The following is a 26060-nucleotide window of genomic DNA, read 5'->3' on the forward strand; positions in this document are numbered from 1 at the left end:
GCCTTTCGTCTGCGGATCCAGCGTGGGAAAATGGTCGGGGCCCGAGCGTCCGCATGACCCGGGCCCCCTGGGCGCGTCCAGCCCGGAGGCTAGAACTCGCCCAATCCCGGCTTCAGTTCCTTGCGACCCTTCTTCACGTGGCAGGTGGCGCAGGCGGTGGTGTTCTCCTTGGGCGCCACCATGTGGGTGACGGGGTAGGCGTAGGCCGTCTCCACGAACCCGAACTCGCCGCTGTAGGGCAGGCCGGCGGTCTGCATGCCCTTGGCGATGGCGGTGTTCCAGTCATAGTCGCCCCAGTAGGCGCCGCTACCCGGCTTGCCCAGCAGCTTGGGCACCACCATGGTGTTGTTGCCCGCGTCGTAAGGCGTCTTGCCGCGGTGGATCTTGAACGGCCAGAGCTTGGAGGCGTCGTCGTCGGCGCTGCCGTTGGGAGCCTGGACCCAGACCTCGTGCGCGGGGTCGATCGTGTCGGTGAGTTTCACGGTGCTCATGGTGCCGTCGTACCAGTAGTACTCGGGGGTGACGTCGCTCGCCCAGCGGAAGCTGCCCTTCTTGCCGTTGTAGACGTCCTTGCCGTCCTCGCCCTTGACCACCCTGGGCTTGCCCTGGTCGTCGAGCTGGCCGGCCTCGGACCAGTCCCACCACACCTTGGTGGACTGGCCGCGCCCGTAGGCCGGGATGTGGCAGGCCTGGCAGGACACCCGCGCGAGGTGCTTGTTCAGCAGCTTCTTGGCGTGGGGCTCGGCGTCGTGGCAGGACTCGCAGCTGATCTGCGCGTCGACGCCGGCCTCGGCGAACTCGGCGGTCATCAGCGACGCCGGCAGTCCGTACTGGCGGCCGGCGATCTGGTGGTTCAGCGTGGTGTGGCATTCCTGGCACGAGAAGCCCGCGCCGTCGGCGCTCATGTGCACGTCGAGGTCGCGGCTGGGCTCCTGCAGCGAGCTGTCGAGGTCGCCGTGCTTCACGGCGTCGCCGCCGCCGCCGTAGTAGTGGCACACGCCGCAGTTCTGGCGGTCGGGCACGCCCACGCTCTGGGCCACGGTCGACCACTCGGGCGGGTTGAACATCTTGCCGTTGAACTTGGTGGGTTCCTTGGCGGGGTAGCCCGCACCCTTGGGGAACTTCTTGTAGGTGCCGGTCTGCTCGTGGCAGATGAGGCAGTCCACCTTGTCCTCGGCGGTGAAGTCGAAGCTGGCGTCCTTCCAGCCGTAGCCCACGTGGCACGAGGTGCAGCGCGGCCAGTTGCTCTGGACGTTGATGCAGAAGTTGTTCGCGGTGATGGCGGCCTTGCCGATGGTGCCGGTCTCGTCGCCGGGCTGGCGCCAGGTCCAGTGCAGGGTGGCGTGGACTTCCTTGGCCTCGTTCTCGTGGCAGCCGAGGCACGCCCGGGTGACCTCTTCACCGGACTGGAAATCTTGCTTCAGCTCGTCGAATTCGTGGTGGTCGGTCTGGGCGGCGGCGGTGGCGCAGAGGGCCACGCCGAGCAGCAGGATGCTCAGGGACGTGCGGACTTGCATGGATTCCTCCTGGGATGCGGACTCGGGGCGAACCCGGGGGTAAAGCAAACTGCGGGCCAGGTGGAAAAATTTTATAATAAATTGCATTAAAACAACTTATAGTAATTGCCCTGCTCGTGGTGCCGTGGTCCGTTCAACCATGTTGTATAGGTGGTTATACACCTGGATATAGCCTTGCCCGTGCCGAGGGACCAATCTCGGGTGGCTCTCGCGGGTGCGACGTGGTTTGCTTCCCGGGTCAACCCGTGAACCACCGGCCGGAGGACTCGCAGCACCCCATGCCGACACAGCGCATCCGCTCCCTCGACACGCTCCGCGGCCTCATGCTGGTGATCATGACCATCGATCACCTCGACCTCTACGGCCCGGTCTACCGCTTCAGCTACGAGACCCTGGGCTTCGCCTCGGCCGCCGAGGCCTTCGTGCTGCTGTCGGGGATCGTGGCGGGCCTGGTCTACACGCGCTATGCCGAGGTGCCGGGCGAGCTGGGACCGCGGGTGCGGCGCCGGCTGGCCTCCATCTACCGCTACCACCTGCTGGTGGTGGCCGGCCTGCTGGCCTACTGGCTGCTGCATCCGTCGCTGCGGCCCGAGGGCGGCCTGCCCGCGGCGGGGCTGAACGCTCTCGGCGGCGCGCTCCTGCTCAACCAGGAACCGCCGCTGGACATCCTGCCGCTCTACTTGCTCTTCGTGGCCGCCCTGCCGCTCGTCCTCGGCGGGTTGCGTCGCGGGCTCACGGCGCGCGTCCTCGGCTTCAGCGCCGCGCTCTGGGCCCTGGACCAGGCGCTGACCATGACCGAGGGCTACCCGTGGCACCTGCGCTTCGTCCTGGCCGGCGTGCCGGTGGACTGGCAGCCCAATCATTTCCACCTGCTGGCCTGGCAGTTCCTGTTCGTGCTGGGAGTTTGGAGTGGCTGGCGCTACCGCGGCGGCGGCCGGCGCCTGCTGCGGCCTGCTCCCTGGCCGCTGGTGGGGCTGGCCCTGGGCGCGCTGGCCGCAGGCATGGCGCTGCGCCACGGGATCGGGATCCCCGAACTCGCCGGCACGCGCCTCGAGGTCGGCCGGGTCAACCTGGGCTGGCTGCGTCTGGTGAACGTGGGGTTGCTGGCCTGGGTGCTGGTCCAGGTCGGGGCGCGTCGGCCCGGTCTGCTGCACGTGTCCTGGCTGGAACTGCTGGGACGCCATTCGCTGCAGGTCTTCGCCTGGCAATCGGTGCTGCAGCTACTGCTGCGCCCCCATTATCTGGACGTCGCCGAACAGCATGGCCTGCCGGCGCGCCTGGTCCTGTTGACGCTGGCGGTGGCGAGCCTCACCTTGCCCGCGCTGGCGCACCGGGCCTGGCGCCGGCGGCGGGTTCTCGCGGAATCCTGATCACCGAATCTGTCCTGTTGACGGTTTCATGATTCCTGGTCTAGGCTCGGCCTGCGGAAACGCTCCGAATCGCCACTGGTGGCGCCTCATGCCCGCAACGGACGACGGCGCCGGGAATCCGAAAGGAGAATCAGATGAAGAAGCTCGCGCTGCTAGCGCTGACTCTCGCTGCGGTCGCTCTCGTCTTCTCGGCCTGCACCGACGTCGGCGACCCCTACGTGCCCGGCAACGTCACCGTCGCCGCCACCATCATGGTGGACGACATGGTGGGCGACTGGGACAACCTGCACGTCAACGGCGCGCTGACGGGCGACAGCCCCGTGGCCATGACCGCCGACGGCATCATCTGGTCGGCCACCATCAGCGGCCTCGGTACCGGCACCTACGAGTACGGGCTCTACTACGAGGACGGCAGCAAGGCCATGGTGGCGGTCCGCGAGGGCCTGGAGATCGTGGTCGACGACGCCTATGCCATCTCCGGCGACACCGATGTGGAGCTGGATCCCGAGGCCGGCACCGGCTTCCGGCTGCTGGTGATCAACCACCGGGCCGAGGAGTACGACAACATCAAGATCAAAGGCAGCTACGACGGCTGGGCCACGGTCCAACGCGATGGTCAGAGCGCCGACGGGATGTACGTCTACCGGAACATCGCGGCCGGCCTGGAAGCCGGCGACTACGCCTGGGGCGCCATCCACGACGATGGTTCGGAGTGGGGCATCTGGCTGCCGGAATCGGACATCCCGTTCACGGTGGCAGCCGATGGCATGGTGACCGGCACCACGACCTTCGAGATCGAGGCGGCCACCCCGCCGGTGGAGGTGACCTTCATGGTGGACATGTCCGCCGAGACCGTCTCGGGCGATGGCATGCGTATCGCCGGCAGCTTCGGCGGCGATGGGTATGCCGAATGGACGCCCGGCGCCATCATCATGACCGACGAGAACGAGGACAACGTCTACGAGGTCACCTTGACGCTCAGCTCGGACACGGAGTACGAGTTCGTCTACATCAACGGCACCACCTGGGACGGCCAGGAGGGCGTGCCGTCGGAGTGCGGTGTTGACAACAACAACGGCGGGTTCAACCGGGTTCTCACCACCGGCACCACGGCCATGACCTACACGGCCGTGTTCGGCGCCTGTCCGGCGGGCAAGTAATCGCGCAGATCGGTCGTTCGGGGACAGCCCCCCAGGGGCTGTCCCTTTCTTTTCCGTACGAGTTCGTCTAGAATCCCGGCACTCGACCGGTTCCGGCCATCCCGGCCGCATCCTGCAGACGGAGGTCTTCCCATGCGCAGGCTCTGCTTGCTCCTTCTCATGGTCGCCCTGGCCACCCCGCTGCTGGCCCAGGACGAGACCACGCTCCGGATCCACTACCACCGCTTCGACGACAACTACAGCGGCTGGGGGATCCACCTCTGGGGCGCCATCCAGGAGGATGGCGGCACCTTCTACATCAACGGGGTCCCCTACACCTGGCAGAACCCTCTGCCGCCCACCGACACCGACGACTACGGCGTCTACTGGGACATCCCCATCGCCTCGCCCGAGAGCGATCTGGGCTTCATCATCCACAACGGGGACAACAAGGACCCGGGCCCGGACATGTTCTGGAGCGACTACGACACCCACCCCGAGATCTGGATCCTCTCGGGCTTCACCCAGATCTTCACCGAGGAGCCCAATCCCGACGTGCGGCTCCTGTCGGCCATCAGCGACGGCGACCAGACCATCACCCTGCGGCTGGCCCAGGACGCCAGCCAGCTCGACGCCTTCCACGTCCAGCAGGGCGAGACCGAGCTCACGGTATCCAGCCGCACGGCCACCTCGCCTCGCGTGGTGATCCTGAACATGGCCGAGCCCCTGGACATCTCGCTGCTCTACACGGTCCACGACGACGTGGGCGGCAACGACGTGCCCGTCCAGCACGAGTTCGACGACGATGCCTACGTCTACCAGGGCAACGACCTCGGCTTCACCTACACGCCCGCAGCCACCACCTTCAAGCTCTGGAGTCCGGTGGCCGCCGCGGCGTCGGTCCTCGTCTACGAGAACCCGTATCCCGTCGAGGACGAGCCGGTGGCGACGTACGAGCTCGCCCCCGATCCCGACCACCCCGGCGTCCGCACCGCCACCGTGGCCGGCGACCTCGAGGACCGCTACTACCTCTACGAGATGACGGTCTACGGCGAAACCTACCTCACGCCCGACCTCTACTCCATCGCGCTGAGCAGCAACAGCCAGCGCTCCATGATCATCGATCTGGACGAGACCGACCCCGAGGGCTGGGCCGACGACACGCGCCCCACCTTCCCGGTCTCCGAGAGCGTGATCTACGAGCTGCACGTCCGCGACGTCACCGCCAGCGAGGACTGGGACGGCACGCCCGCCAACCAGCACAAGTTCCGCGGCGTGGTCGAGCCCGGCACGAGCCTCGAGGGCAAGCCCACCGGGTTCGACCACATCGTGGACCTCGGGGTCAACACGGTGCAGATCCTGCCCATGTACGACTTCACCTCGGTGGACGAGAACAACCCCGAGAGCCGCAACTGGGGCTACGATCCCTACGCCTACAACACGCCCGAGGGGTCGTACGCCACCGACCCGGACGACGGCAAGGTCCGCATCCGCGAGATGAAGGAGATGGTCCAGGGCTTCCACGACGCCGGCATCAAGGTCGTCATGGACGTGGTCTACAACCACACGCACAACGTGGGTCCGCAGGGGTCGCTCTACGACGCCATGGTGCCCAAGTACTACTACCGCCTCGAGAGCGACGGCAGCTACAGCAACGGCTCGGGCGTGGGCAACGAGGTGGCCACCGAGAAGCTCATGGCGCGCAAGTTCATCCTGGAGAGCTGCCTCTACTGGATGGAGGAGTTCCACGTCGACGGGTTCCGCTTCGACCTCATGGGGCTGATCGACACCGACCTGATGACCGAGATCGCCTTCCGGGCCAAGCAGCTCTATCCGCAGGCCATCGTCTACGGCGAGCCCTGGGGCGGCTACGGCGCCGAGATCCTCACCGGCAAGGGCGATCAGCGCGGCCTGGGCTTCGGCTGCTTCAACGACAACATCCGCAACGCCATCCGCGGCTCCACCGACGGTACCGACGGCGGCTTCGCCACCGGCGACGTGAACCGCCGGCAGAACGTGGTCAACGGGCTCGAGGGCGCCGTCAACGACTTCACCGACGGCCCCACCGAGACCATCAACTACATCTCCGCCCACGACAACTACACCTGGTGGGACAAGCTGGACTACCGCTGGAACCCCACCAACCCGCCGCCGGGCTACGACGAGGCCGCGCTGATCGGGATGAACAGGTTCGGCATCAGCATGGTGCTCACCGCCCAGGGCCTCCCCTTCATCCACGCCGGCAGCGAGTTCCTCAGGACCAAGCGCACCGGCGATCCGGGACAGGCCGAGGAGGCGATCCGCAACAGCTACAACCAGGGCGACGACGTCAACCAGCTCGACTGGGCGCGCCGCGTGGAATACGACGACGTGGTGGAGTACTACAAGGGCCTCATCGCGTTGCGGCTGGCGCGGCCCGAGCTGCGCCTCGAGACCAAGGCCGACATCCTGGCCAACCAGACGTTCCTCGACGACCAGCCGGGCGGCGCCATCGCCTACACCCTGGCCGACGTCACGCCCGAGGACGACTGGGGCGACCTGCTGGTGGCGCACAACCCCGACGCCGCGGCCGCGGACATCATCCTGCCCGCCGGCCAGTGGGCGCTGGTGGTGGACGCCGACCACGCGGGGACCGAGGTGCTGGCCAGCTACGTCAGCCCCGAGGGCGCGCCGGCCTCCGTGGCGGTGCCGGCCCGCAGCACCATGGTGCTGTACCGGGAGTCGGCGCCGGGCGTGCAGCTGAACATCTTCCAGAACCAGTCGCTCGACCGCTACCTGCACCTGGCCGTCAACGCCCTGGACGGCTCCACCGCGGTCACCGTCACGGTCAACGGCGAGGACGTGGCCATGACCGAGCAGACTGCCGGCAGCTGGATCGGCCGGTACGTGCTGAGCGAATCGGGCGAGCTGAACATCGCGGTGAGCGGCCAGACCAGCACGCTGTGGCGGCGGGTCACCGCCTGGGATCTCCAGGGTGGGGCCGTGGCCAGCTCGGTGGATGGCCGGTGTGAGCTGACGGTGCCCGACGGCGCCCGTCCCGGCGGGTGGCTCGTGATCGCCGGCCGCGAGGGCCGTCCCGAACTGCCGGTCGGCAGCTACCTGTTGGGTGTGGAGGGCGCGCGGCTGGAGCGTCCGGCCTGCCTCCGCCTGCGCACCGGGGAGCCCGGCCAGGTGATCCAGCTCCGCGACGGCGACGCCTGGCTCACCCTGCCCACGTCGGCGGTGGCCGACGGCATGGTCGAGGCCGAGATCACCCGCCTGGGCCTGTTCCGCCTGGCGCCGGGCGCCGTGCTGCCAGCGGCCACGCGTCTGCTGGGCAACGCGCCCAATCCTTTCAACCCCGAGACCGAGATCCGCTTCGAGCTGTCGGCCGGCGAGGCTGCCCAGCCGGTGAGCCTGCGCGTCTACGACGTGCGCGGGCAGCTGGTGCGGACCCTGGTCGCCGGCCCGCTGACGGCGGGTCTGCAAGCGGTGATCTGGGACGGCCGCGACCGGAGCGGTCGCACCCAGCCGTCCGGGGTCTACTTCTACCGGCTCGCAACCCACCGGCAGGCGCTCACCGGGCGCATGCTGATGGTGAAGTAGGAGGTCGCCATGAAGAAGCTGATCCTCATCCTGATGGTGGCCTTGCCGCTGGTCCTGGCCCTCGGCTGCGGCGGCGACGACGATGACGGCACCACGCCGCCGCCGCCGGCCACCGACGAGGCCGTGCTCGCGGCGGGCTGGACCGCCTTCGAGGCCGACGACCTGGCCGAGGCCGAGGCCCAGTTCCGCGAGCTGCTCGGCCGCGGCAAGCTGCTGGCCCAGGCTCACGACGGGCTGGGCTGGACCTTCGCTCGCCAGAGCGCGGCCGATTCGGCGCTGGCGCACCATCAGCAGGCCCTGACCCTGCGCGGCGACACCCTGTCCATCGCCGACCAGATGTACGCCGGATTGGCCTTCGCCCTCGACGCATCGGGCGACCACGCCGACTGCCTCACTGCCGCCGGCGAGGTCGCGGCCGGTTGGGTCTTCGCCCATGATGACACCATCGACCACGACGACATCGTGCTGCTGCAGGCGGTGGCCCACTACCTGCTAGGCCAGTTCGACCAGAGCCTGGCGTTCGTCCAGCAGCTGGATGCGGGCTTCGATGCCGACGTGGATACCGTCGAGGGTCGAGCCGCGCTAGCGGCGCGGATCGAGGCCCTCGCGAGCTGACGTGACCCGGGGCGGCGGCCCGACCGGCTGCCGCCCCTCGTCCCTACCGGAGGATACCCATGCGACGCCTCGTGATCCTGGCGCTGGTCCTGGTCGCCGCGGCCTGGCTGGCCGGCTGTTCCAGCGACGACGAACCCCATGTTCCCACCGTCCCGCCGGGCAGCGGCGAGACGCCCCAGGAGCCGGGGACCACCTTCTGGTGGAACGACCAGGTGTTCTACGAGGTGTTCGTGCGCAGCTTCGCCGACAGCGACGGCGACGGCAACGGCGACCTCCAGGGCCTCATCTCACGCCTCGACTACCTCAACGACGGCAATCCCGATACCGACACCGACCTGGGCGTCACCGCGCTCTGGCTCATGCCCATCGCCCAGTCGCCCAGCTACCACGGCTACGACACCACCGACTATGACACGGTCGAGAGCGACTACGGCACCAACGCCGACTTCCAGCAGCTCGTGAGCGAGGCCCACGCGCGCGGCATGAAGATCATCGTCGATTACGTCATGAACCACTGCAGCAACCAGCATCCCTGGTTCACCGCCTCGGCGGCCGGTGACGCGACCTATGCCGACTGGTTCCTCTGGCGCGGCGACAACCCTGGCTGGACCCAGCCCTGGGGCGGCGGTCCGGTCTGGCACAACGGCGGCAGCCGCGGCTACTACTACGGCGTGTTCTGGAGCGGCATGCCCGATCTGAACTACACCAACCCGGCCGTGGTCCAGGAGATGACCGACATCGCCGACTTCTGGCTCCAGGACATGGGCGCCGACGGCTTCCGGCTGGACGCCATCAAGTACCTCATCGAGGACGGCAGCACGCTGGAGGACACCCCGGCCACCCTGGCGTTCTGGACCGATTTCAGCCAGCAGATCACGGCCAGCCACCCGGACGCGTACCTCGTGGGCGAGGTCTACGACGAGACCAGCATCGTCCTGCAGTACATCGACGCCGGCCTGCAGACCTGCTTCGACTTCGACCTCGCCGAGGGCATGATTGCCGCGGCCAACGCCGGCAGTCCGGGCGCGGTCGTCGCCCAGCTCCGCCAGCTCATCAGCCTCTTCCCCTACCACCAGTACGCCACCTTCCTGACCAACCACGACCAGCGGCGGCTGTACTCCCAGCTCGGCAACAACGTCGGCCGCAACAAGGTGGCCGCGGCCATGCTGCTCACCCTGCCCGGGGTGCCCTTCCTCTACTACGGCGAGGAGGTGGGGATGCAGAGCGCCTGGAGCCCCGACGAGGACAAGCGCCGGCCCATGCAGTGGACCGACGGTCCCAACGCCGGCTTCACCAGCGGTTCGCCCTGGTACGCCGTGGGCAGCAACTACGCCACCAACAACGTCGCGGTCATGCGGGCCGACGAGAACTCGCTCTGGAACCACTACCGCACGCTCGTCCAGGCCCGCGCGCGCTCGACCACCCTGCAGCGCGGGACCTACCATCGGCTCGACGTGAGCAACGGCGCGCTCCTCGCCTTCCTGCGCCACCACGAGGGCGACGGGGTGGTTGCGGTGCACAACCTGGCCTCTGGCACCATCGGCGGCTTCAGCCTGTCGGTGCCCAGCAGCCAGCTCGCACCCGGGACCTACACCGCACAGGACCTGATCTCCGGCGCCGAGCTGACCGGGCTCGCCGTGGGGGAGGAGGGCGCCATCAGCGACTGGCGGCCGGCCGGCTTCATCCTGGGCCAGTCCTATCTCCTGGTGCAGCTGACACCTGAGCAGGACTGAGCCTACTGACCCGAAGACTGGACCACACCGCCGAACCGGATCCCGGATTCCATCTCGGCGAGCCGCCGCCCGGCCCACTCGTTCTCGCGATGCCGCAGACCGATGGCGACGGCCACCAGGGCGGCGCCCATGACCAGCAGCGTCGTGATGTCGGCCATGATCAGCAGGTTCTCGGGCAGGGTGAGGACGTTGTTGGCCACGATCTTCAGGCCGGCCAGGAGCGCGGCGCCGGTCAGGAACTGGCGCCGCCAGGGGGCCAGGTTCTTGCGCTCGGCGGCCGCCAGCGCGATCAACGACAGGTCACGGGGCAGCGGCAGCAGGTGGTAGCCGAGGGACAGGGGCTCCAGCCCGTAGATCACCAGCATCAGCATGATGGCCTGCAGCAGGAAGAGGCCGGCGGGGATCATGCCGAACCAGCTCAGCCACGGCCGCGCGCTGCTGAGGGCCAGGCCCGCACCCGTGATCGCCAGGGCGATGGCCCAGATGTACCAGGCCGCCGTGGCCAGCGGGTCGAACAGGGCGAGGATGGGGCTGAGCGGCATCAGGACCGCGCCCAGAATGAGGATGAGGCTGGGGCGCAAGCCGCCACGGATCTCGCGCCAGCTGTCCTTGGTGCCGGTGGTATTCATGCTGCTCTCCCTGGACTTGGCCGTCCCTTGGCGTTAAGCTCCCGGGCATGAAGATCGCCTTCATCGGGACCCACGGCGTGGGCAAGACCACGCTGTGTTACGAACTGGCCGCCGCTCTCAAGCGGCTGGACCGGAGCGTCGACCTCGTCAAGGAGGTGGCGCGACGCTGTCCCTTGCCCATCAATCAGGACACCACCAATGACGCGCAGCGGTGGATCCTGCACACGCAGATCGCCGAGGAGATCGAGCTCGCATCGGCCTTCGAGATCATCGTTTGCGATCGTGCCATTCTAGACAATTACGCGTATCTGGTCAACGCCGCTGGACGCCAGCCGGCCATGGAGGCGCTGGTCCGGGCCTGGATGGCGACCTACCACCTGCTGGTCAAGGTGCCCGTGGTGGCCCCGCCACGGTTCGACGGGACCCGAGACGTCTCGGTGACCTTCCAGCTGGCCATCGACCGCATCATCGACACGCTGCTCGCCGAATACGGGCTTTCCTGCCTGCAATTACCGGCTGACGACCGCACGGAATGGGTCGCCATGGTCCTCCGTGCCCTCCAGCTGCCCGCCCACGCCCCCCAGCTCGACCTCTTCTGAGCGCCACCTTCTCTTAATTTTTCGGTCAAGAAATCATGACTTGCCCCGAAAACATTTCAGACACATATTGTCTCAGACCCACCGGTACCGGATTTGCATCTCTAGATGGAACCTTTATGCGATTCCGGAGTATGTACGGGAGATCCGGACGGGTAACCGAACTCGCTGCCAGGTGACCGCTCCCCCGGTCACTAAGCATAGATCCTGCGGAGAGAGCTTTGATCCAAGACAATCTGCGTGTGATGACGTTCAACCTGCTTTCGGCCTCCAAGAAGCGGAAGAGGTTCCCCTGGGAGCAGCGGCGTGATGGTATCGTCGAGGTCTTCGAATCCCTGAAGCCCGACGTGGTCGGCACCCAGGAAGCGAATCTCGAGCAGCTGAACGATCTCAGCGACCGGCTCACCGACTACGACTTCTATGGCGAGGGCAACCTCGGCCCGGCGCGTTCGCACAGCCACGAGAGCTGGTACAGCGCCATCTTCTATCGCCGTGATTCGGTGCGGCGCATGCCGCTGCCCGGCGATGCGTTCTGGCTGTCGCCCAGCCCGCAGCAGCCGGCGTCGCGGTTCGCCCTGGCCTCGCGGCCGCGGGTGGCGGTGTGGTCGCTCTTCGAGCATCAGGCCACCGGCCGGCCCTTCCTCTTCGGCACCACCCACCTCGAGGCCTTCATGCCCGGCCACCGACGCCACGGCGCTCGGCTGATCCAGGAATACGTCCAGCAGAAGCTCGCCGAGTTCGGCGAGGACATGCCCGTCTTCCTCACCGGCGACTTCAACGCGTCGTCGGCCTCGGCGGAGATCCGCGATCTCGGCCGCCAGACTGGCGAACGCGCCGGTCTCATCGACGCCTGGCAGCACGCCGGCCACGGGGAGGACCGCCAGTCGGCAACCTTCCGGGGCCTGGATCTGCGTGATCGGATCGGGAACTGGCTACTGGGACATCGCCGGATCGACTACGTGTTCTTCCGACCCCAGCTCGAGGTCCAAACCGTGGATCGGGTCGATTTCGACCGTTTGCTGGCCCAGTCGGACGTGCCCCCCTCGGATCACTACCCGGTCTTCGCGGAGTTCAGCCTGGCCAGTTGATCGTGCGGGGTTGCAAGTCGTTCCCAGTCCGCTAAAATGGGGTCATGAGCGGTCCGCGCGCCGGGCCCCACCTGAACCCCAGCCTGGAGGACGTCCTATGGAATCCACCCGGACCGATGCATTCGAAGGTTTGCTGCCCCGGGAAGTCCTCGCCCTGCCCAAAGTGGAGATGCCGATCGACGGCGTGACGGGCTTTGCGCTCCATGACGACGAAAAACAGGTGGTCTTCTTCGTGTTCGAAGAAGGCGTTTCTTTTCCTGATCACTCGCACTGCGCCCAGCGCGGCACGGTGATCTCCGGCGAGATGGTGCTCGAGATCGAGGGACGCACCAACTACTACCAGACGGGCGATCATTATCACGTGCCAGAGGGAGTCAACCACCGGACCAGCTTCAGCCAGCGCACCGTCCTGGTGGACATGTCCGATGCACCCGATCGTTTCGCGGTGCTCGGTTGACCGCCTGGTCACCGAAGTTCTTGATGGGAGGCCGGCACCTGAGCCGGCCTCTTCTTTGACGCCAGACCTGGCATTGACCAGTTTGTGGACCGCAGCGACGATCTCGCAGTCAGCGGACGATCACTTCCAGGAGAAGGTCTAGAGGCGATTCCATGACCCAGCGCCAAGGCGGGCGGCAGCGTCTCCGCCACGCCCTGCTCACCTTGCAGGACAGGATCTCACCAGACGAGACCACTCAGATGATGGCGATCGCCGTGGTCATCGGTCTGGTGGGCGGCTTCGGCGCCATCATCTTCCGACTCCTCGTCGATTTCTTCCAGGGCTTCGCCATCGGTCATGGCGAGCACACCGCCGAACTCCTGCTGCCGCTGCCTTGGTGGCGCAAGCTGATGCTGCCGGTCATTGGCGCCATCATCGTGGGGCCGCTGGTGCACTACCTGGCCCGCGAGGCCAAGGGCCACGGCGTGCCCGAGGTGATCGGCGCCATCGTCTTCAAGAACGGGATCATCCGCCCCATCGTCGCCGGCGTGAAGATCCTGGCCAGCGCCGTGACCATCGGATTCGGCGGTTCGGTGGGCCGCGAGGGGCCCATCGTGCAGATCGGTGCGGCCATGGCCTCGACCATCGGCCAGTGGCTCCACTTCTCGCCGCAGCGGCTGCGGACCATGATCGGCTGCGGCGCGGCGGCCGGGATCGCGGCCACCTTCAACGCTCCCATCGCCGGCGCCTTCTTCGCGCTGGAGATCCTGCTGCGCGATTTCGCCGTGGTCACCTTCAGCCCGATCATCGTGGCCAGCGTGCTGGCCACCGCGGTCAGCCGCCATTTCCTGGGGGACACGCCGGCATTCCCGGTGCCCGGCTTCCAGATGAACAGCCACGTGGAGTTCCCGCTCTACCTGCTGATGGGGTTGGTGGTGGGCCTGGTGGCCATGCTCTACGTGCGCACGCTCTACTTCGCCGAGGAGAAGTTCGACCGCCTGCGCTTCCCGGCCCCGCTGAAGCCCCTCCTGGGCGCCATCCCGCTCGGCGTGCTCTTCCTCTGGTTCCCCCAGGTCTATGGCGTGGGCTACGGCTCCATGGTCAAGGCCCTCGAGGGGAACATGGACCTGACGCTCATGGCCACCCTGATCGTGGTGAAGCTGGTGGCTGTCTGCCTCACCCTGGGCTCGGGTTTCTCGGGCGGGATCTTCGCTCCGGCGCTGTTCCTTGGAGGCATGACGGGCGGCGCCTGTGGGGCGCTCCTGAACGTGATCTGGCCCGGCCTCGACGTTCCGGTGGGGGCCTTCGCCATGGTGGGCATGGCCGCCATGGTGGGGGCGGCCACGGGCGGGCCTTTGACCGCCATCCTGATCCTTTTCGAGATGACAGGCGAGTACCGGGTCATGCTGCCCCTGATGCTGGCCAGCGTGGCGGCGAACGTGGCCTACCGCACGCTCATCTCCGACAGCATCTTCACCCTGAAGTTCACCCGGGAGGGGCGCCGGCTCGAGTTCGGCCGCGAGAGCGCGATCCTCAAGCAGTACCACGTGGCCGACATCATGGACGCCAACCCGGTGACCGTACCCCACGACGCCAGCTTCGACCACATCCTCAAGCTCTTCCTCGCAGGCGACGAGGAGCACTACTACGTCACCGACGAGACCGGCGGACTCGCCGGGCGCATCACGATCCACGACGTCAAGGACATCCTGCACGAGGAGAGCCTGGGGCAGGTCCTCATCGCCGCCGACCTGGTGGAGGAGGCGCCGGCCATGGTCTTCCGTGACGACACCCTCGAGGACTGCCTGCTGAGCCTGGGGGCCGAGGACACCGGCGACCTGCCGGTCCTGATGTCGCGCGCACAGCCCGTCCTCGTGGGCGTGGTGACGCGCAAGGCCATCTTCGAGGTCTACAACCGCGAAGTCCTGCATCAGGAGGACATGGGCATCAAGCTGGTCCACGGCGAGGCGCGCATGCGCGACTGCGTCGACCTGCCCGAAGCCTACAAGGTCCAGGTTCTGGTTCCACCCGCGAGCTGGCTCGGGCTCTCGCTCCTGGATCTCGAACTGCGACCCCGCTATCGCATCTCGGTGCTGGCGGTGAAGCATCGCCGCCTGCTGGGCGGGGCCCAGAACGAGCTGCCCGATCCGGACCAGCCCCTGGAGGCCGGCGACCGTCTGATCATCGTGGGACAGGTCGACGATCTCGAGCGCCTGCTCGAGGACACACGGCTCGAGGGTTACGGCGGCCCCCTGTCGCCGAGCTGACGATAGGGTGCAACCGGTGCCCATCCGTGTTATTCTGCACCGCATTATACGGACTACACCCGGCCCCTGCCCCCAGAGAGGTCACGTGAGCGCGCCTGGTTATCACAGCCATCCCCGGCCGCAGATGAGAGCGTTCGTGCCAGCCGTCGCCGGTGTCATCCTCGATGTCGGTTGCGGTGACGGCGCCTTCGCTCAGGGGCTTCGCCAGGAGCGGCGAGAACACGGGCAGGACCTCGAGATCTGGGGCCTGGAACTGGACGCCGCGGCAGCGGCCGACGCCGCCACCTTCCTCGATCGCGTCCTGGTTGGCCCCGCCGAGGAGAACGTCACCCAGCTGCCGGAGGCCCGCTTCGACTGCATCGTCCTCAACGACGTGCTCGAACATCTGGCCTGGCCGGAGGATCTCCTGCGTGCGTTGCGGCGCACGCTGGCTCCGGGAGGCTGCCTGGTGGCCAGCATTCCCAACGTGCAGCATTTTCCGCATCTCTGGGACCTGGTGACCCGAGGAGCCTGGGAATACACCGACGAGGGGATCCTCGACCGCACCCACCTGCGGTTCTATACTCGTTCCAGCATGCACGGGCTCTTCGCTCGATCCGGTTATCGCCTCGTCCGGCAGGAGGGCATCAACCCCACGCGGTCGTGGCGCTTTCGCCTGTGCAACCTGATGGCCCTGGGGCGGCTGGCCGATGCCCGCTGGCTCCAGTTCGCCTGCGTGGCCGTGCCCAGCCCGGAGGATGCGTCGTGACGCCAGCGCCGGACATCCTGACCATCGACGTGGAGGAGTGGTTCCACGGGCACAACTACCTGGGCCAGGTTCCGCCCTCGCAGTGGGCCGCTCAGGAATGCCGGGTCGAGGCCAACACGGATCTCGTTCTGCGTCTCCTCGCGGATCAGCAGGTCCGCGCCACGTTCTTCGTGCTCGGCTGGACCGCGGACCGCTACCCCGACCTCGTTCGCCGGATCGCCGCGGCCGGCCACGAGATCGGCTGCCATTCCTTCGCCCATCCGGTGGTCTACGAGCAGACACCGGACGCCTTCCGGTCGGACCTGGACCGGGCGCTGTCCGCGCTCGCGGCCTGCGGGGTCCAACCCCGGGGATATCGGGCGCCGAGCTTCACCATCACCCCGCCGGTGCACGACTACCTGGAGATCCTGCGCGAACGCGGCTTCGCCTACGACTGTTCGCTCTTTCCGGTGCGGCATCCGCGCTACGGCCAGCCCCGCTCGCCGCGCGAGCCGTTCATCCTCGGTTCCGGGCAGACCGCCGAGCCACCCTTCGTGGTCGTGCCCATGCCCACCTGGCGGGTCGCCGGGGTGAACCTGCCGTTCAGCGGCGGTGGCTACCTGCGTCTGCTGCCGGGCTGGAGCTACCGCATGATCCGTGCGGCTGCCCGTCGTCAAGGGCAGCCCTGCGTGATCTATCTGCATCCCTGGGAGTTCGACGATTTCCGTCCCGCCACCGGCCAGGGCGCTTTCCTGCGCTGGCGCAGCCAGGTGGGGCAGGGGACCGTGGCGGGCAAGTTCTCGGACCTTCTGAAGTGCGGCCGGTTCCGGACTCTCGGAGCATACGTCGACGATCTCCTGGCGACCGGACTGCCCGTGCGCGACCTGCCGTTGACCACCAGCTAGAAAAACAATCGCCCGGGGTTGGAACTTTTCCCGTCGGATCCGTACATTCATGCACCCCCCGCGTTGACCGTGAACTCTCTGTAGGAACTGGAGGGTATCATGGCGCGCAAGCTCTTGACCGTTATGATTCTGGCGACCTTCGCCCTGGCCGGCGCGGCGGTTGCTGACAACGAAGACAACACCATCGATCCGATCATGAACTCCCTTGGCAGCAACCAAGCCAGGGCGGTTCCAGTAGGCATGGCCAAGGCGGATGTGGACACCATCTACCTGATAGGTGGCACCGAACGCCAGGATGGCAAGTTCGAGAACCTCTACGGGGTTCCCGAATGGCAGGGCTGGGAGTCGAAAGACTTCACCTTCAACGGCGTCGAGGCATGGAACGTCTCCAGCGATCGAGTGCTCGATGGCTCGTATTCCATGGTTTGCGGCGTCAACGTCGAGGTCCCCGGCGGATACAACTTCGGCTACGGAAACCTCTGGCGCAATCCCCTGGTCTACAAGCACGAGGTGGCCGATCCCGGCGTGGCCTCCACGGTGCGGATCACCGCGCATCTGCGGGTCGACACCGAACCTGAGTACGATTACATCTACCTGCAGGTCTACCGGGCCGAAGGCTGGACGAACATCAACGAGGCGGCCGTCTGGGACGGTTCCCGCACCTACAACGTCGACTTCACCGCCACCATCGATCCCAACGATTATACCGGTTCCAGCTACGATGAACTCTGGGTCCGCTGGTACTTCGAGTCGGACGGTGGCTGGTCGGATGAGGACGGCGATTTCGAATCCGACGGACCTTGCTGGCTGGACAACATCGCGGTGATCGTCGATGGGACCCAGGTCGATTACGAGGACTTCGAGGACGGTGTCTCCGACCACTGGTTCGAGGAAGTGGTCGGCGGCGTGGGCGACTTCGCCCAGCTTTACTCCGGTCTGCAGGATCTGGACCCCTGCCGCAGCAACACCTCGGTGCAGGTGGCCTTCGTCGACGACGGCCTCGCGGTCCCCGGCACTGGCGGCACCCAGTGCACCACCTGGTGCTATGGCCCCGGTGGCTACATCGTCAACAACACCGGTGGCATGCTGGGACCCGATTACTACATCGAGAACGGCATCCTCTCGCCGCCCATCGCGTGGCCAGAGAACGCCGACGCGGCCCAGATGATCTTCGGCGTCTACATGCACGAGCCCATGACGCCCTCGTCGGGCGGCACCATGTACGTCTGGTGGGTGCGCAGCACGACGTCCGAGGATCCCTACGACCTCAAGTTCGAGGACTGGCAGTGGGACAACACCGTCTGGTTCGGCCCGCCGGTGTACCAGAACCACCCAATCAACCTGAACACCTACCTGACGCCCGGCCGGCGCTGGTTCCAGATCCGGCTCGAGGTCTGGGAGGCCGGCCGGTTCTTCAACGTGTTCGGCTTCGACGGGACGCCGCACCCCTACTTCGACAACATCCGCGTCCTGGCCTACCCGTACGGCGGCCCGGCCATCAACTACGACCCGCTGTTCAACGCCCAGGACAACTTCCCCGAGCAGGGCGACCTGGACTTCGGCAACCTGGGCTCGAACCACATCCGCTTCGACATGGCCCGCAACATCAGTCCCACCGCGGACAACCGTAACGACCCCGGCGATTCGCTCTTCGTGGACGTGGTGCCGGTGCGGGCGGGGTCGACCATGGACGAGAAACCGCGGATGGTGGTACGGATGAAGGCCAACGAACTGTTCCGTCCGTACCGTTCGCTACCCGCGGGGTTCAACACCACCGAGGACTTCTTCGAGGACGGGGCGGACCTCATCGAGGGCGTGGTGTACGGCGACAGCACGTACAACAACCTGGGAGCTCTGGTCGAGGATCGTTACCACTTCGATCTGCCGGACACGGGTTTCTTCTATCCCGGTGACGTGATCCACTACTACTACGAGGCGTTCGACAACCTCGCCGGCGACATCGGTCACACCATGCTGCCCGGCGACACCACCGGTTACGCCAGCTTCCAGCACGATCTGCATTACCACAGCGACTTCATCTGCCGTGGTCTGCCTTCCGTGTTCACCGACGTGGCCGGGGAGCAGCCCAAGATATTGCTCTGGAACGATTTCGGGTCTCGCGGCGGCGAGAACGAGTGGTTCTTCGCCTTGCAGGGTTGCGGGCTGATCGAAGGCGTGGATTACGACATCTACCACACCAATGCGCCCGACGCCAGCGAGGGCAACGGTCTGGGCGGCCGAGCCACCAGCGCGGTGCTCGACGGCTACGACATCCTGCTCTACACCGCCGGCAACCTGCTCAATAACCTGCTCAGCAGCGGTGTCTTCGCCTCCGACCCCTCGCAGGACATCCAGGTGGTCGACGCCTGGTTCCTGCGCGGCGACAAGAAGGCGTTCATGACCGGCGACAACCTGTTCTTCGACCTCCAGAACCAGGGGGCGCTCGGGCAGGCCTTCACCAACAACTACCTCGGCGCCCAGTTCATCAACAACGAGGTGCGGAACTACATCGGCGGTCAGACGGCGCCCATCGTGCAGGCCGAGAGCGCCAATGGCATCTTCGAGTCGGCGGATTACTGGGTCGCCTATGGCGGCTGCCCTGGCATCAATGCCTTCGACGCCGTGGAGCCCATCGCCAACGGCATCCGCCTGGCCGAGTTCACCGACGAGCACGGCAACAGCGGTGTCTACACCTACGCCGCCGCGCTCTACCACTACAACACCACCACCGACACCGAAGTCATCACCATGCCCTACGACTTCATGTGGGCGCAGAACGCGCCGGGGTACGAGCCGCCTCCGGGCATGACGGGCCTGAGCGTTCGCACGGTCATGCTACGGGACATCCTGAATCACTTCGGATTGCAGCTCGAGGCTCCCATCGGCGTGGGCGATACCCCCGCCGTGCAGAACCTCGACATGCATGCCTATCCCAACCCCTTCAACCCCAAGACCACGCTCGAGCTGAGCCTGCCGCGCGCCGGGCAGGTCAGCGTGAAGATCTTCAACGTCCGTGGCGAGTTGATCAAGACCCTGGTCAATGGCAATCTCCAGGCCGGTGTGCACCAGCTGACCTGGGACGGAACCGACCGCGATGGCGCCCGCAGTGCGTCCGGCGTCTACTTCGCCGAGACGAGGGCGGTCGGCCAGACCAAGGTCACGCGCATGGCGTTGATCAAGTAACCAGCAAACCGTTCTCGCGACGGACGGGCCCCGGATCTGCGGATCCGGGGCCTGCTTCTCGCGCAGGATGGGCCTGTTCGAGTCCGACGATCAGGCCAGTCGTCCCCGACGGTCTGGTCGCGGCTGGAAGCGGATGAGGGTGGGGGGAGGGGATGCCAGGTTTGCGTCTGGAGGCCGTGGGGCGATCGTGGCCGCGATGGCCTCACGGACCTCCGAGACGCGGAACCCGGTCGCAGAAGCGATCCGTTCTGTTCAGATTGTTCGCCACTCCAGTCCTTGCAATCGGAGTGCCGGGATCAATTGTCGAGCAAAGATTGATTAAGATAATTAAATACAACAGGTTACATGGATGCGCCCGTCTGGTGACGAGGCCTGGCCACACCCATGCTGTCAAATGTGTTTATAGTGCCGACACATAGATTTTAATTTCAATGAAATCAATGAATTATGCGGTCAATTTTCTTGTCTGTCGCCGGAGGGTTTCCCGGCTTGTCGCCAGGAGTCTGGTTGCTGATTTCATGATCCATGGTATTTGACCTCAAGTTACTTCATGCGGTAAGATTAACGACGAAATATCAAGCAGACTCCATCCATCATCTCGAGGTTCGCATGGTAGCCCGGTTCTCGTTTCAGATCGTGCTGGGCCTGGTGCTGCTGGGCGTGGCCATGCCTGCAAGTGCCCGGCCTCGTCCCTGGCCCCAGCAAGAACGCCCCGTGACCACGAGTCAGTACGCCTTCATCGCCGGTAGCGGTCCCGCGACGGCATCGCGAGATACGGTCGTCTTGCTGGGCGGACCAGAGCGGCTGGACGGTCGCTTCCAGGATGCCGGGAACGAACCGGCGTGGCACGGGTGGACGGGACAGGACCACACCATCGGTGTCGGCAACCTCTGGAACGTCTCGACCTTCCATGCCGAAGCCCTCGGCGGCCACGGGCCCGGCAACCATGCCATGTGGTGCGGCACCGTGTTTCCCAGCGGCGATGCGGGTTATGGCAACGACTGGCAGGAACGGCTCGAATGGGCGTGGCGACCGGACCAGGTGGGCGAGACCATCAGCGTGCAGATCCGTGCCCGCCTCAACCACGACACCGAACCGGGTTTCGACTTCCTGACGCTGCAGGTGGCCCGAGCCGAGGAGTGGCAGGACCTGGTGAGCTGGAGCGGCTGGCGCATCGACCGCGAGGTGGACGAGACGGTGGTGCTGACACCCGCGGATCTCACGGGACCCGAGGGGGATGAGATCCGCCTGCGCTGGTTCTTCCAGTCGGACGAGGAGTGGTCCGACGAGGATGGCATCTACGACACCGACGGTGCGTGCCAGGTGGACGACATCCAGGTGCTGGTCGATGGTTTGGAGGCGACCTTCGACGATTTCGAGCCGGGCAGCGGGAACTCATGGTATCCCATCTACGAGGGGCAGGTCGGCTGTTTCGCGGGGCTGGCGGTGAATCTGCAGGAGCTGGATCCATGCCGGCGCAACAGCTCGTCCCAGGTTGTCTTCGTGGATGACGGGTTGGTGGTTCCCGGCACCGGCGGTTCGAGTTGCGTGACCTGGTGCTACGGTCCGGGTGGTTACGTGGTGAACACCACGGGCGGCCTGCTGGGCGACCTCTACCATCTCGACAACGGCGTCGTCTCGCCGGCGCTGGCCTGGCCGCCCGACACCGACGATCTCCTGCTCGAGTTCGAGGCCTATGTCCACGAACCCTTGACCGGGCAGTCGCCCGGAGTGGTCTACCGCTGGCGGGTGCGCTCCACAGTCAGCGAGGACCCGACCGCGCTCGCGGACGCACCCTGGCGCAGCCGGGACGTGGTCTTCCATGGCGGACCGACCTACCGGCGGCACCACGAACTGGCCGGTGATCTGCTCGTGCCGGACCGGCGCTGGATCCAGGTCGAACTGCAGGTGCTGGAGGCGGGCTGGCTCTGGGGTCTGCAGGGCAACGACGCCACACCGGCACCCTACTTCGACAACGTGGCGGTGCGCGCCTTCTCCGCGGCGGGCCCACGCCTGATGGTGGACGATGCGCACCTGCCGCAGGACGTGTTCCCGGCCAATGGCGGTCTGGACCTCGCGGACCTGGCCAGCAACTCGTGCCGGTTCGACATGGCCCGCAACATCAGTCCTCCCGATCACGACCGCAACGATCCGGGCGATTCGGTGGTGGTGGCGGTCCACCAGCTCCGAGCCGGCAGCCAGCTCGTGGAGCTGCCGCGGCTGCAGGTCCTGATCGCCGCCAACCCGCTCTTCGACGATGTCCGGATCCAGGCGCCCGATGCCGACGGTGTGGTGGCCGTCACCGTCGAGGGCGATTCGTGCCGCGCTCCGGACGGCCAGGTCGTGCCGAGCCGCTGGTCCTTCGATCTGCCCGACACGGGGCTGATCTATCCCGGCGACGTGCTGCACTTCCAGTTCCAGGCGACCACCGAGGCCGGGGGCGTTCCCGTGACCGTCAGCTGGCCCGCCGACACCACGGGCTTCGCCGACTTCACCGCCACCACCGCCTGGCCCGCAGCGGCGGTCATGCGCGCCCTGCCCAGCGTCCACTCGGCCAACGCGGACGACCAGCCTGGAATCCTGGTCTGGCGAGATGACCCGCTGCCCGCCGTGGCCACCGATGATCCCTGGCGACACGCGCTGGGCATGCTCGACCTCGCGTGCGGCGTGGACTACGACCTCTTCCGCACCAGGGCGGCGGCCGAAGGCGTGGGCAACGGTCTGGGTGGCCGGGCGGCGCCCGACCAGATCGCCGCCTATACCACGCTGCTCTACGAGTGTGGCGATGTGAGCCGGCATACTCTCAGCAACGGCGATACGGCTGGCGACCCCTCGGCCGACCTCCCGCTGCTGGACAGCTGGCTCCAGCAGGACATGCGGCGAGCCTTCTTCTGTGGCGACAACCTGGCCAGCGACGTGGCCACGGCCGGCATCGCCGGCACCAGCTTCCTCGCCGAGATCCTGGGCGCGGAGGTGGTGGCCCGCGACGCGAGCACCGTGCTGGCCGGACAGCTCTCGCCGTCGGTGGCGGCGCTCGCCGGGAACTCGGTGGTCTCGTCGCTGGGCGGCTGGTGGATCCGGGGCGGCTGCCCCACGGTGCGGACCATCGACCTGCTCGACCCCTCGGCCACGGCCGAGCGGCTGGCCGAATACCTCGCACCTGACGGCAGCGGCGGCGTTTATGCCCAGGCCGCGCTGTTGCGTCACATCGCCGGAGATCCCGTCCACGACGTGGTGACCCTGCCCACCACCCTGGGCGCGGTGTTCGACCGTGCCGACGGCGGTGGCGCGGTGAGCGGAGTCCCCGCGCGCGTCCTGCTGCTGGCCGATATCTTGATGGCGTTCGGGCAGTCCCTGGACCCCTTCGTGGCCGCCCCGTCGCCCCTGGTCCAGACGGTGACCTGCCAGCCCAATCCCTTCAATCCCCGGGCGACCATCGCCTTCGTGGTGCCGGCCTCCGGCCGGGTGACCCTGAAGGTCTACGACCTCCGGGGACGCCTGGTGCGGCAGCTCCTCGACGAGGAACGTCCAGCGGGTCCGGGTGCTGTGGTCTGGGATGGGACCGACGGCAGCGGCCGCGCGTGTGCCTCCGGGATCTACCTGCACGAATTGCGGTCCGGGGCGGGTAGCAGCCTGGGCAAAATGACCCTGATCCGCTAGTCTGGGATAGAAGAAGCGGGGCCCCGCTCGCAAGGGCCCCGCTCGTGCCTGTCGCCTGATCCATGGAGCTGAAGGGGGGGTAAGCTCTCGCACGCTCCTGGATACAGCTTCTCTTACGCCGGTCCGGGGGAATGGTTCCCAAGGATCGTGGCCTAATTTCCGGGAAACACCATGTCCGAACTCCGGCGCGATCTCCTGCATGCGACCTGGACCATCCTGGCGCCCGACCGCGGGACGCGCCCCCACGACGTGCGGCTGGAGACCAGGCCGCAGGCCCACGTCGCCTGTCCCTTCTGTCCGGGCCATGAGACCGAGACCCCTCCCGAGATCATGGTCACCGGACGGCCGGCAGGCCTGCCGGAGGATCGACCGCCCTGGCGGGTGCGCGTGTTCGAGAACCGCTATCCGGCGGTGACCGCGGCCGCGGGACGCCACGAGGTGGTGGTCCTGAGTCCGGACCATGCGGCCGATCTGTCGCGGTTGCCGGCGGACCATCTGGCCGATCTGCTCACCGTGGTGCAGGCCCGGGTCGCCGATCTGGAAGCCCGCGAGGGCATCGTCTCGGCATTGTTCTTCCTCAACGCGGGCGCTGGCGCAGGGGCGAGCCTCAGCCACCCCCATGGGCAGATCCTGGCCACGCCGGTGGTCCCCACCGTCCTTCAGGCGGAGATCACGGCCCAATCCGACTGGCGCCGGCAAGGGGGCGACTGCCTGCTCTGCCATCTCGCCCGCGAGGCTGTCGCTGCCGATCGCATGGTCCTGGAATCCCCGGAGGCGCTGGCCTTCGCGCCCCATGCCAGCCGTTTCGCCTGGGAATTGACCCTCGTACCCCGGCGTCACACGGCCCGGTTCACCGCCGCAACGGCGCCCGAAATCACCGAGATGGCCGCGCTGCTCGGGCGGGCCTGTCGCGCCTTGCGGGTGGCGGCCGGCGACCCAGCCTACAATCTGGTGTTGCACTCGACCCCGGTGGGCGTGGAGGATTTCCACTGGCACCTGGAACTTCTGCCCAGGCTGGCTCCCCTGGCCGGCTTCGAGACAGGCACCGGATTCCACATCAATCCGGTCCGCCCCGAGGCGGCGGCGGCGGCGCTGAGGCAGGCCGACCTAACCACGACCGAGGATCTGGCATGAATATCTTGATGGTCGCAGCGGAGATGAGCCCCCTCGTGAAGGTGGGAGGCCTGGCCGACGTGACAGGGGTCTTGCCCGCGGCCCTGGCTGCCCGGGGGCATCGTGTGCGGGTGGTGCTCCCGCTCTATGGACATCTGGATCGCCAGGCACTGGGGTTGGTGCCCGGCAAACGCCCCGATCCGATCCCCTTGCGAGTGGGCCAGCGCATGCTCTCGGTCCGCTTCTGGCGCTGGAGCGGGGCTCCGGAGAACGTCGCGGTGGATCTGGTCGAGTGTGCGCCGCTCTATGGCCGCGACGGGGTCTATGCCGATGACGCGGGCAAGGGATTCAGCGACAGCGTCGAGCGCGCAAGCCTCCTGGCCCAGGCTGCGCTGGTCTTGCCCGAATTGATGAACTGGCCCGTGGACGTGGTCCATGCGCATGATGTGCAGGCGGCACTCGCGCCGGTCTATCGCCGCCGCTGGTACGCGGGACGCGACCTGCCCGGACCGGGGGCCACCTTGCTGACGATCCACAACCTCGCGCACCAGGAGATCCACGGGACCGAATGGCTGCTGCGGGCTTGCCTGCCGGAAGCCCTGGCTCGCTTTCCCGGCCCCTTCGAGTTCTTCGGCTACTTGAATCTCCTGAAGGGGGGCATCATCGATAGCGACCTGGTCAACACGGTCAGCCCGACCTATGCCCGGGAAGTGGTGTCGGATCCGGACCTCGGCTGTGGCCTCGAGGGGGTCCTCGCCGAGCGCGGTGAGGCGTTCTCGGGCATTCTCAACGGCGCGGATTACCAAACCTGGGACCCCACCCACGACCCCCACCTCGCCCAGACCTACGACGCCGACGACCTGGCCGGCAAGGCCATTTGTCGCTCCCGACTCCTGGCCGATGTGGGCCTGGAGGCCGGCGATCGGCCGCTCCTGGGCATGGTGGGCCGCCTGGTGCCGCAAAAGGGTCTCGATCTGCTCCTGCCGCTGGTCGACCGCCTGGTGGCCGGTGGCTTCTCGCTGGTGGTCCTGGGTACCGGCGATCCGGTGATCCAGCAGGCGTTGAGCGCGGCCGCCGCCAGGCATCCAGGGCGCGTGGTCTTCCTGGCCGAGTTCAGCGAGGCGCGCGCCCACGCCATCTATGCCGGCAGCGATATCTTCCTCATGCCCAGCCGGTTCGAACCCTGTGGACTGTCCCAGCTCTACGCCCTGCGCTACGGTACCCCGCCCCTGGTCCGCCGGACCGGTGGCCTGGCCGATACCGTCGAGGAGGCGACGGCTGCCGTTGGAACCGGCTTCGTCTTCGCCGAGGCCACCGCCGAGGCGTTCTGGGGCGCCCTCGAACGTGCCCGGGCCCTCTTCGCCGACCGCGAGGCCTGGCGCCGGTTGCAGCGCCGCGGGATGGCCTGCGATTTCAGCTGGGATGCCGCGGCCGCCGGTTACGAGCGTCTTTACCGGCGACTCCTTGCAACCGATCCTCGATCGTCACGGAGCTGAC

At 67.0% G+C, this 26060-nt stretch carries 17 protein-coding genes; 15 read left to right on the forward strand and 2 right to left on the reverse strand.

All coding sequences use genetic code 11. From position 1 onward, the window contains the following. Positions 1-89 precede the first annotated feature (89 nt). Entirely contained in the window at positions 90-1517 is a 1428-nt protein-coding gene (locus IFSED24_RS01615; protein WP_491333486.1) for a tetrathionate reductase family octaheme c-type cytochrome, read from the reverse strand. 278 nt (positions 1518-1795) lie between these two features. Between IFSED24_RS01615 and opgC the strand changes: the two genes are divergently transcribed. The 5 genes from opgC (at position 1796) to IFSED24_RS01640 (ending at position 9959) form a co-directional block, all read left to right on the forward strand. Beyond that, on the forward strand, positions 1796-2887 hold the full coding sequence (gene opgC, locus IFSED24_RS01620) for an OpgC domain-containing protein (protein WP_491333487.1): 1092 nt from the start codon (positions 1796-1798) through the stop codon (positions 2885-2887). A 134-nt stretch (positions 2888-3021) separates the two neighbouring features. After that, a complete protein-coding gene (locus tag IFSED24_RS01625) occupies positions 3022-4047 on the forward strand; it encodes an early set domain-containing protein (RefSeq protein ID WP_491333488.1) in 1026 nt (341 codons plus the stop codon). A 132-nt stretch (positions 4048-4179) separates the two neighbouring features. Further along, on the forward strand, positions 4180-7611 hold the full coding sequence (gene pulA / locus IFSED24_RS01630) for a type I pullulanase (protein ID WP_491333489.1): 3432 nt from the start codon (positions 4180-4182) through the stop codon (positions 7609-7611). 9 nt (positions 7612-7620) lie between these two features. After that, on the forward strand, positions 7621-8226 hold the full coding sequence (locus IFSED24_RS01635; protein WP_491333490.1) for a hypothetical protein: 606 nt from the start codon (positions 7621-7623) through the stop codon (positions 8224-8226). Positions 8227-8285: 59 nt separating this feature from the next. Further along, positions 8286-9959, forward strand: coding sequence for an alpha-amylase family glycosyl hydrolase (locus IFSED24_RS01640; RefSeq protein WP_491333491.1), 1674 nt, complete (start codon positions 8286-8288; stop codon positions 9957-9959). Between the two features lie 2 nt (positions 9960-9961). On the opposite strand, the gene IFSED24_RS01645 is transcribed toward IFSED24_RS01640, so the two are convergent. Then, positions 9962-10588: a hypothetical protein gene (locus tag IFSED24_RS01645; protein ID WP_491333492.1), complete on the reverse strand. Its 627-nt coding sequence runs from the start codon at positions 10586-10588 to the stop codon at positions 9962-9964. 47 nt (positions 10589-10635) lie between these two features. Here IFSED24_RS01645 and IFSED24_RS01650 point away from each other — a divergent pair, with 47 nt between their 5' ends. The 10 genes from IFSED24_RS01650 (at position 10636) to IFSED24_RS01695 (ending at position 26059) form a co-directional block, all read left to right on the forward strand. Continuing rightward, positions 10636-11187, forward strand: a complete 552-nt coding sequence (locus tag IFSED24_RS01650) for an ATP/GTP-binding protein (RefSeq protein WP_491333493.1) — start codon at positions 10636-10638, stop codon at positions 11185-11187. Positions 11188-11405: 218 nt separating this feature from the next. Continuing rightward, on the forward strand, positions 11406-12272 hold the full coding sequence (locus IFSED24_RS01655) for an endonuclease/exonuclease/phosphatase family protein (RefSeq protein ID WP_491333494.1): 867 nt from the start codon (positions 11406-11408) through the stop codon (positions 12270-12272). Positions 12273-12369: 97 nt separating this feature from the next. Continuing rightward, entirely contained in the window at positions 12370-12729 is a 360-nt protein-coding gene (locus IFSED24_RS01660; protein ID WP_491333495.1) for a cupin domain-containing protein, read from the forward strand. 152 nt (positions 12730-12881) lie between these two features. Continuing rightward, positions 12882-14975, forward strand: a complete 2094-nt coding sequence (locus IFSED24_RS01665; RefSeq protein ID WP_491333496.1) for a chloride channel protein — start codon at positions 12882-12884, stop codon at positions 14973-14975. A gap of 136 nt (positions 14976-15111) precedes the next feature. Beyond that, on the forward strand, positions 15112-15723 hold the full coding sequence (locus IFSED24_RS01670; RefSeq protein ID WP_491333497.1) for a class I SAM-dependent methyltransferase: 612 nt from the start codon (positions 15112-15114) through the stop codon (positions 15721-15723). Beyond that, a complete protein-coding gene (locus IFSED24_RS01675; RefSeq protein WP_491333498.1) occupies positions 15720-16607 on the forward strand; it encodes a DUF3473 domain-containing protein in 888 nt (295 codons plus the stop codon). Before IFSED24_RS01670 ends, IFSED24_RS01675 begins: the two co-directional genes overlap by 4 nt. A 99-nt stretch (positions 16608-16706) precedes the next feature. Beyond that, positions 16707-19790 (forward strand): FlgD immunoglobulin-like domain containing protein, encoded by a 3084-nt coding sequence (locus IFSED24_RS01680; RefSeq protein ID WP_491333499.1) that lies wholly within the window; start codon positions 16707-16709, stop codon positions 19788-19790. A gap of 609 nt (positions 19791-20399) precedes the next feature. After that, positions 20400-23450, forward strand: coding sequence for a FlgD immunoglobulin-like domain containing protein (locus IFSED24_RS01685; protein ID WP_491333500.1), 3051 nt, complete (start codon positions 20400-20402; stop codon positions 23448-23450). Positions 23451-23621: 171 nt separating this feature from the next. Then, positions 23622-24584, forward strand: coding sequence for a galactose-1-phosphate uridylyltransferase (locus tag IFSED24_RS01690; protein ID WP_491333501.1), 963 nt, complete (start codon positions 23622-23624; stop codon positions 24582-24584). Further along, positions 24581-26059, forward strand: coding sequence for a glycogen synthase (locus IFSED24_RS01695; RefSeq protein ID WP_491333502.1), 1479 nt, complete (start codon positions 24581-24583; stop codon positions 26057-26059). The genes IFSED24_RS01690 and IFSED24_RS01695 overlap by 4 nt, the downstream gene beginning before the upstream one ends. Position 26060 lies beyond the last annotated feature (1 nt).

The organism is Candidatus Latescibacter sp. IFSED24, from assembly GCF_058273205.1.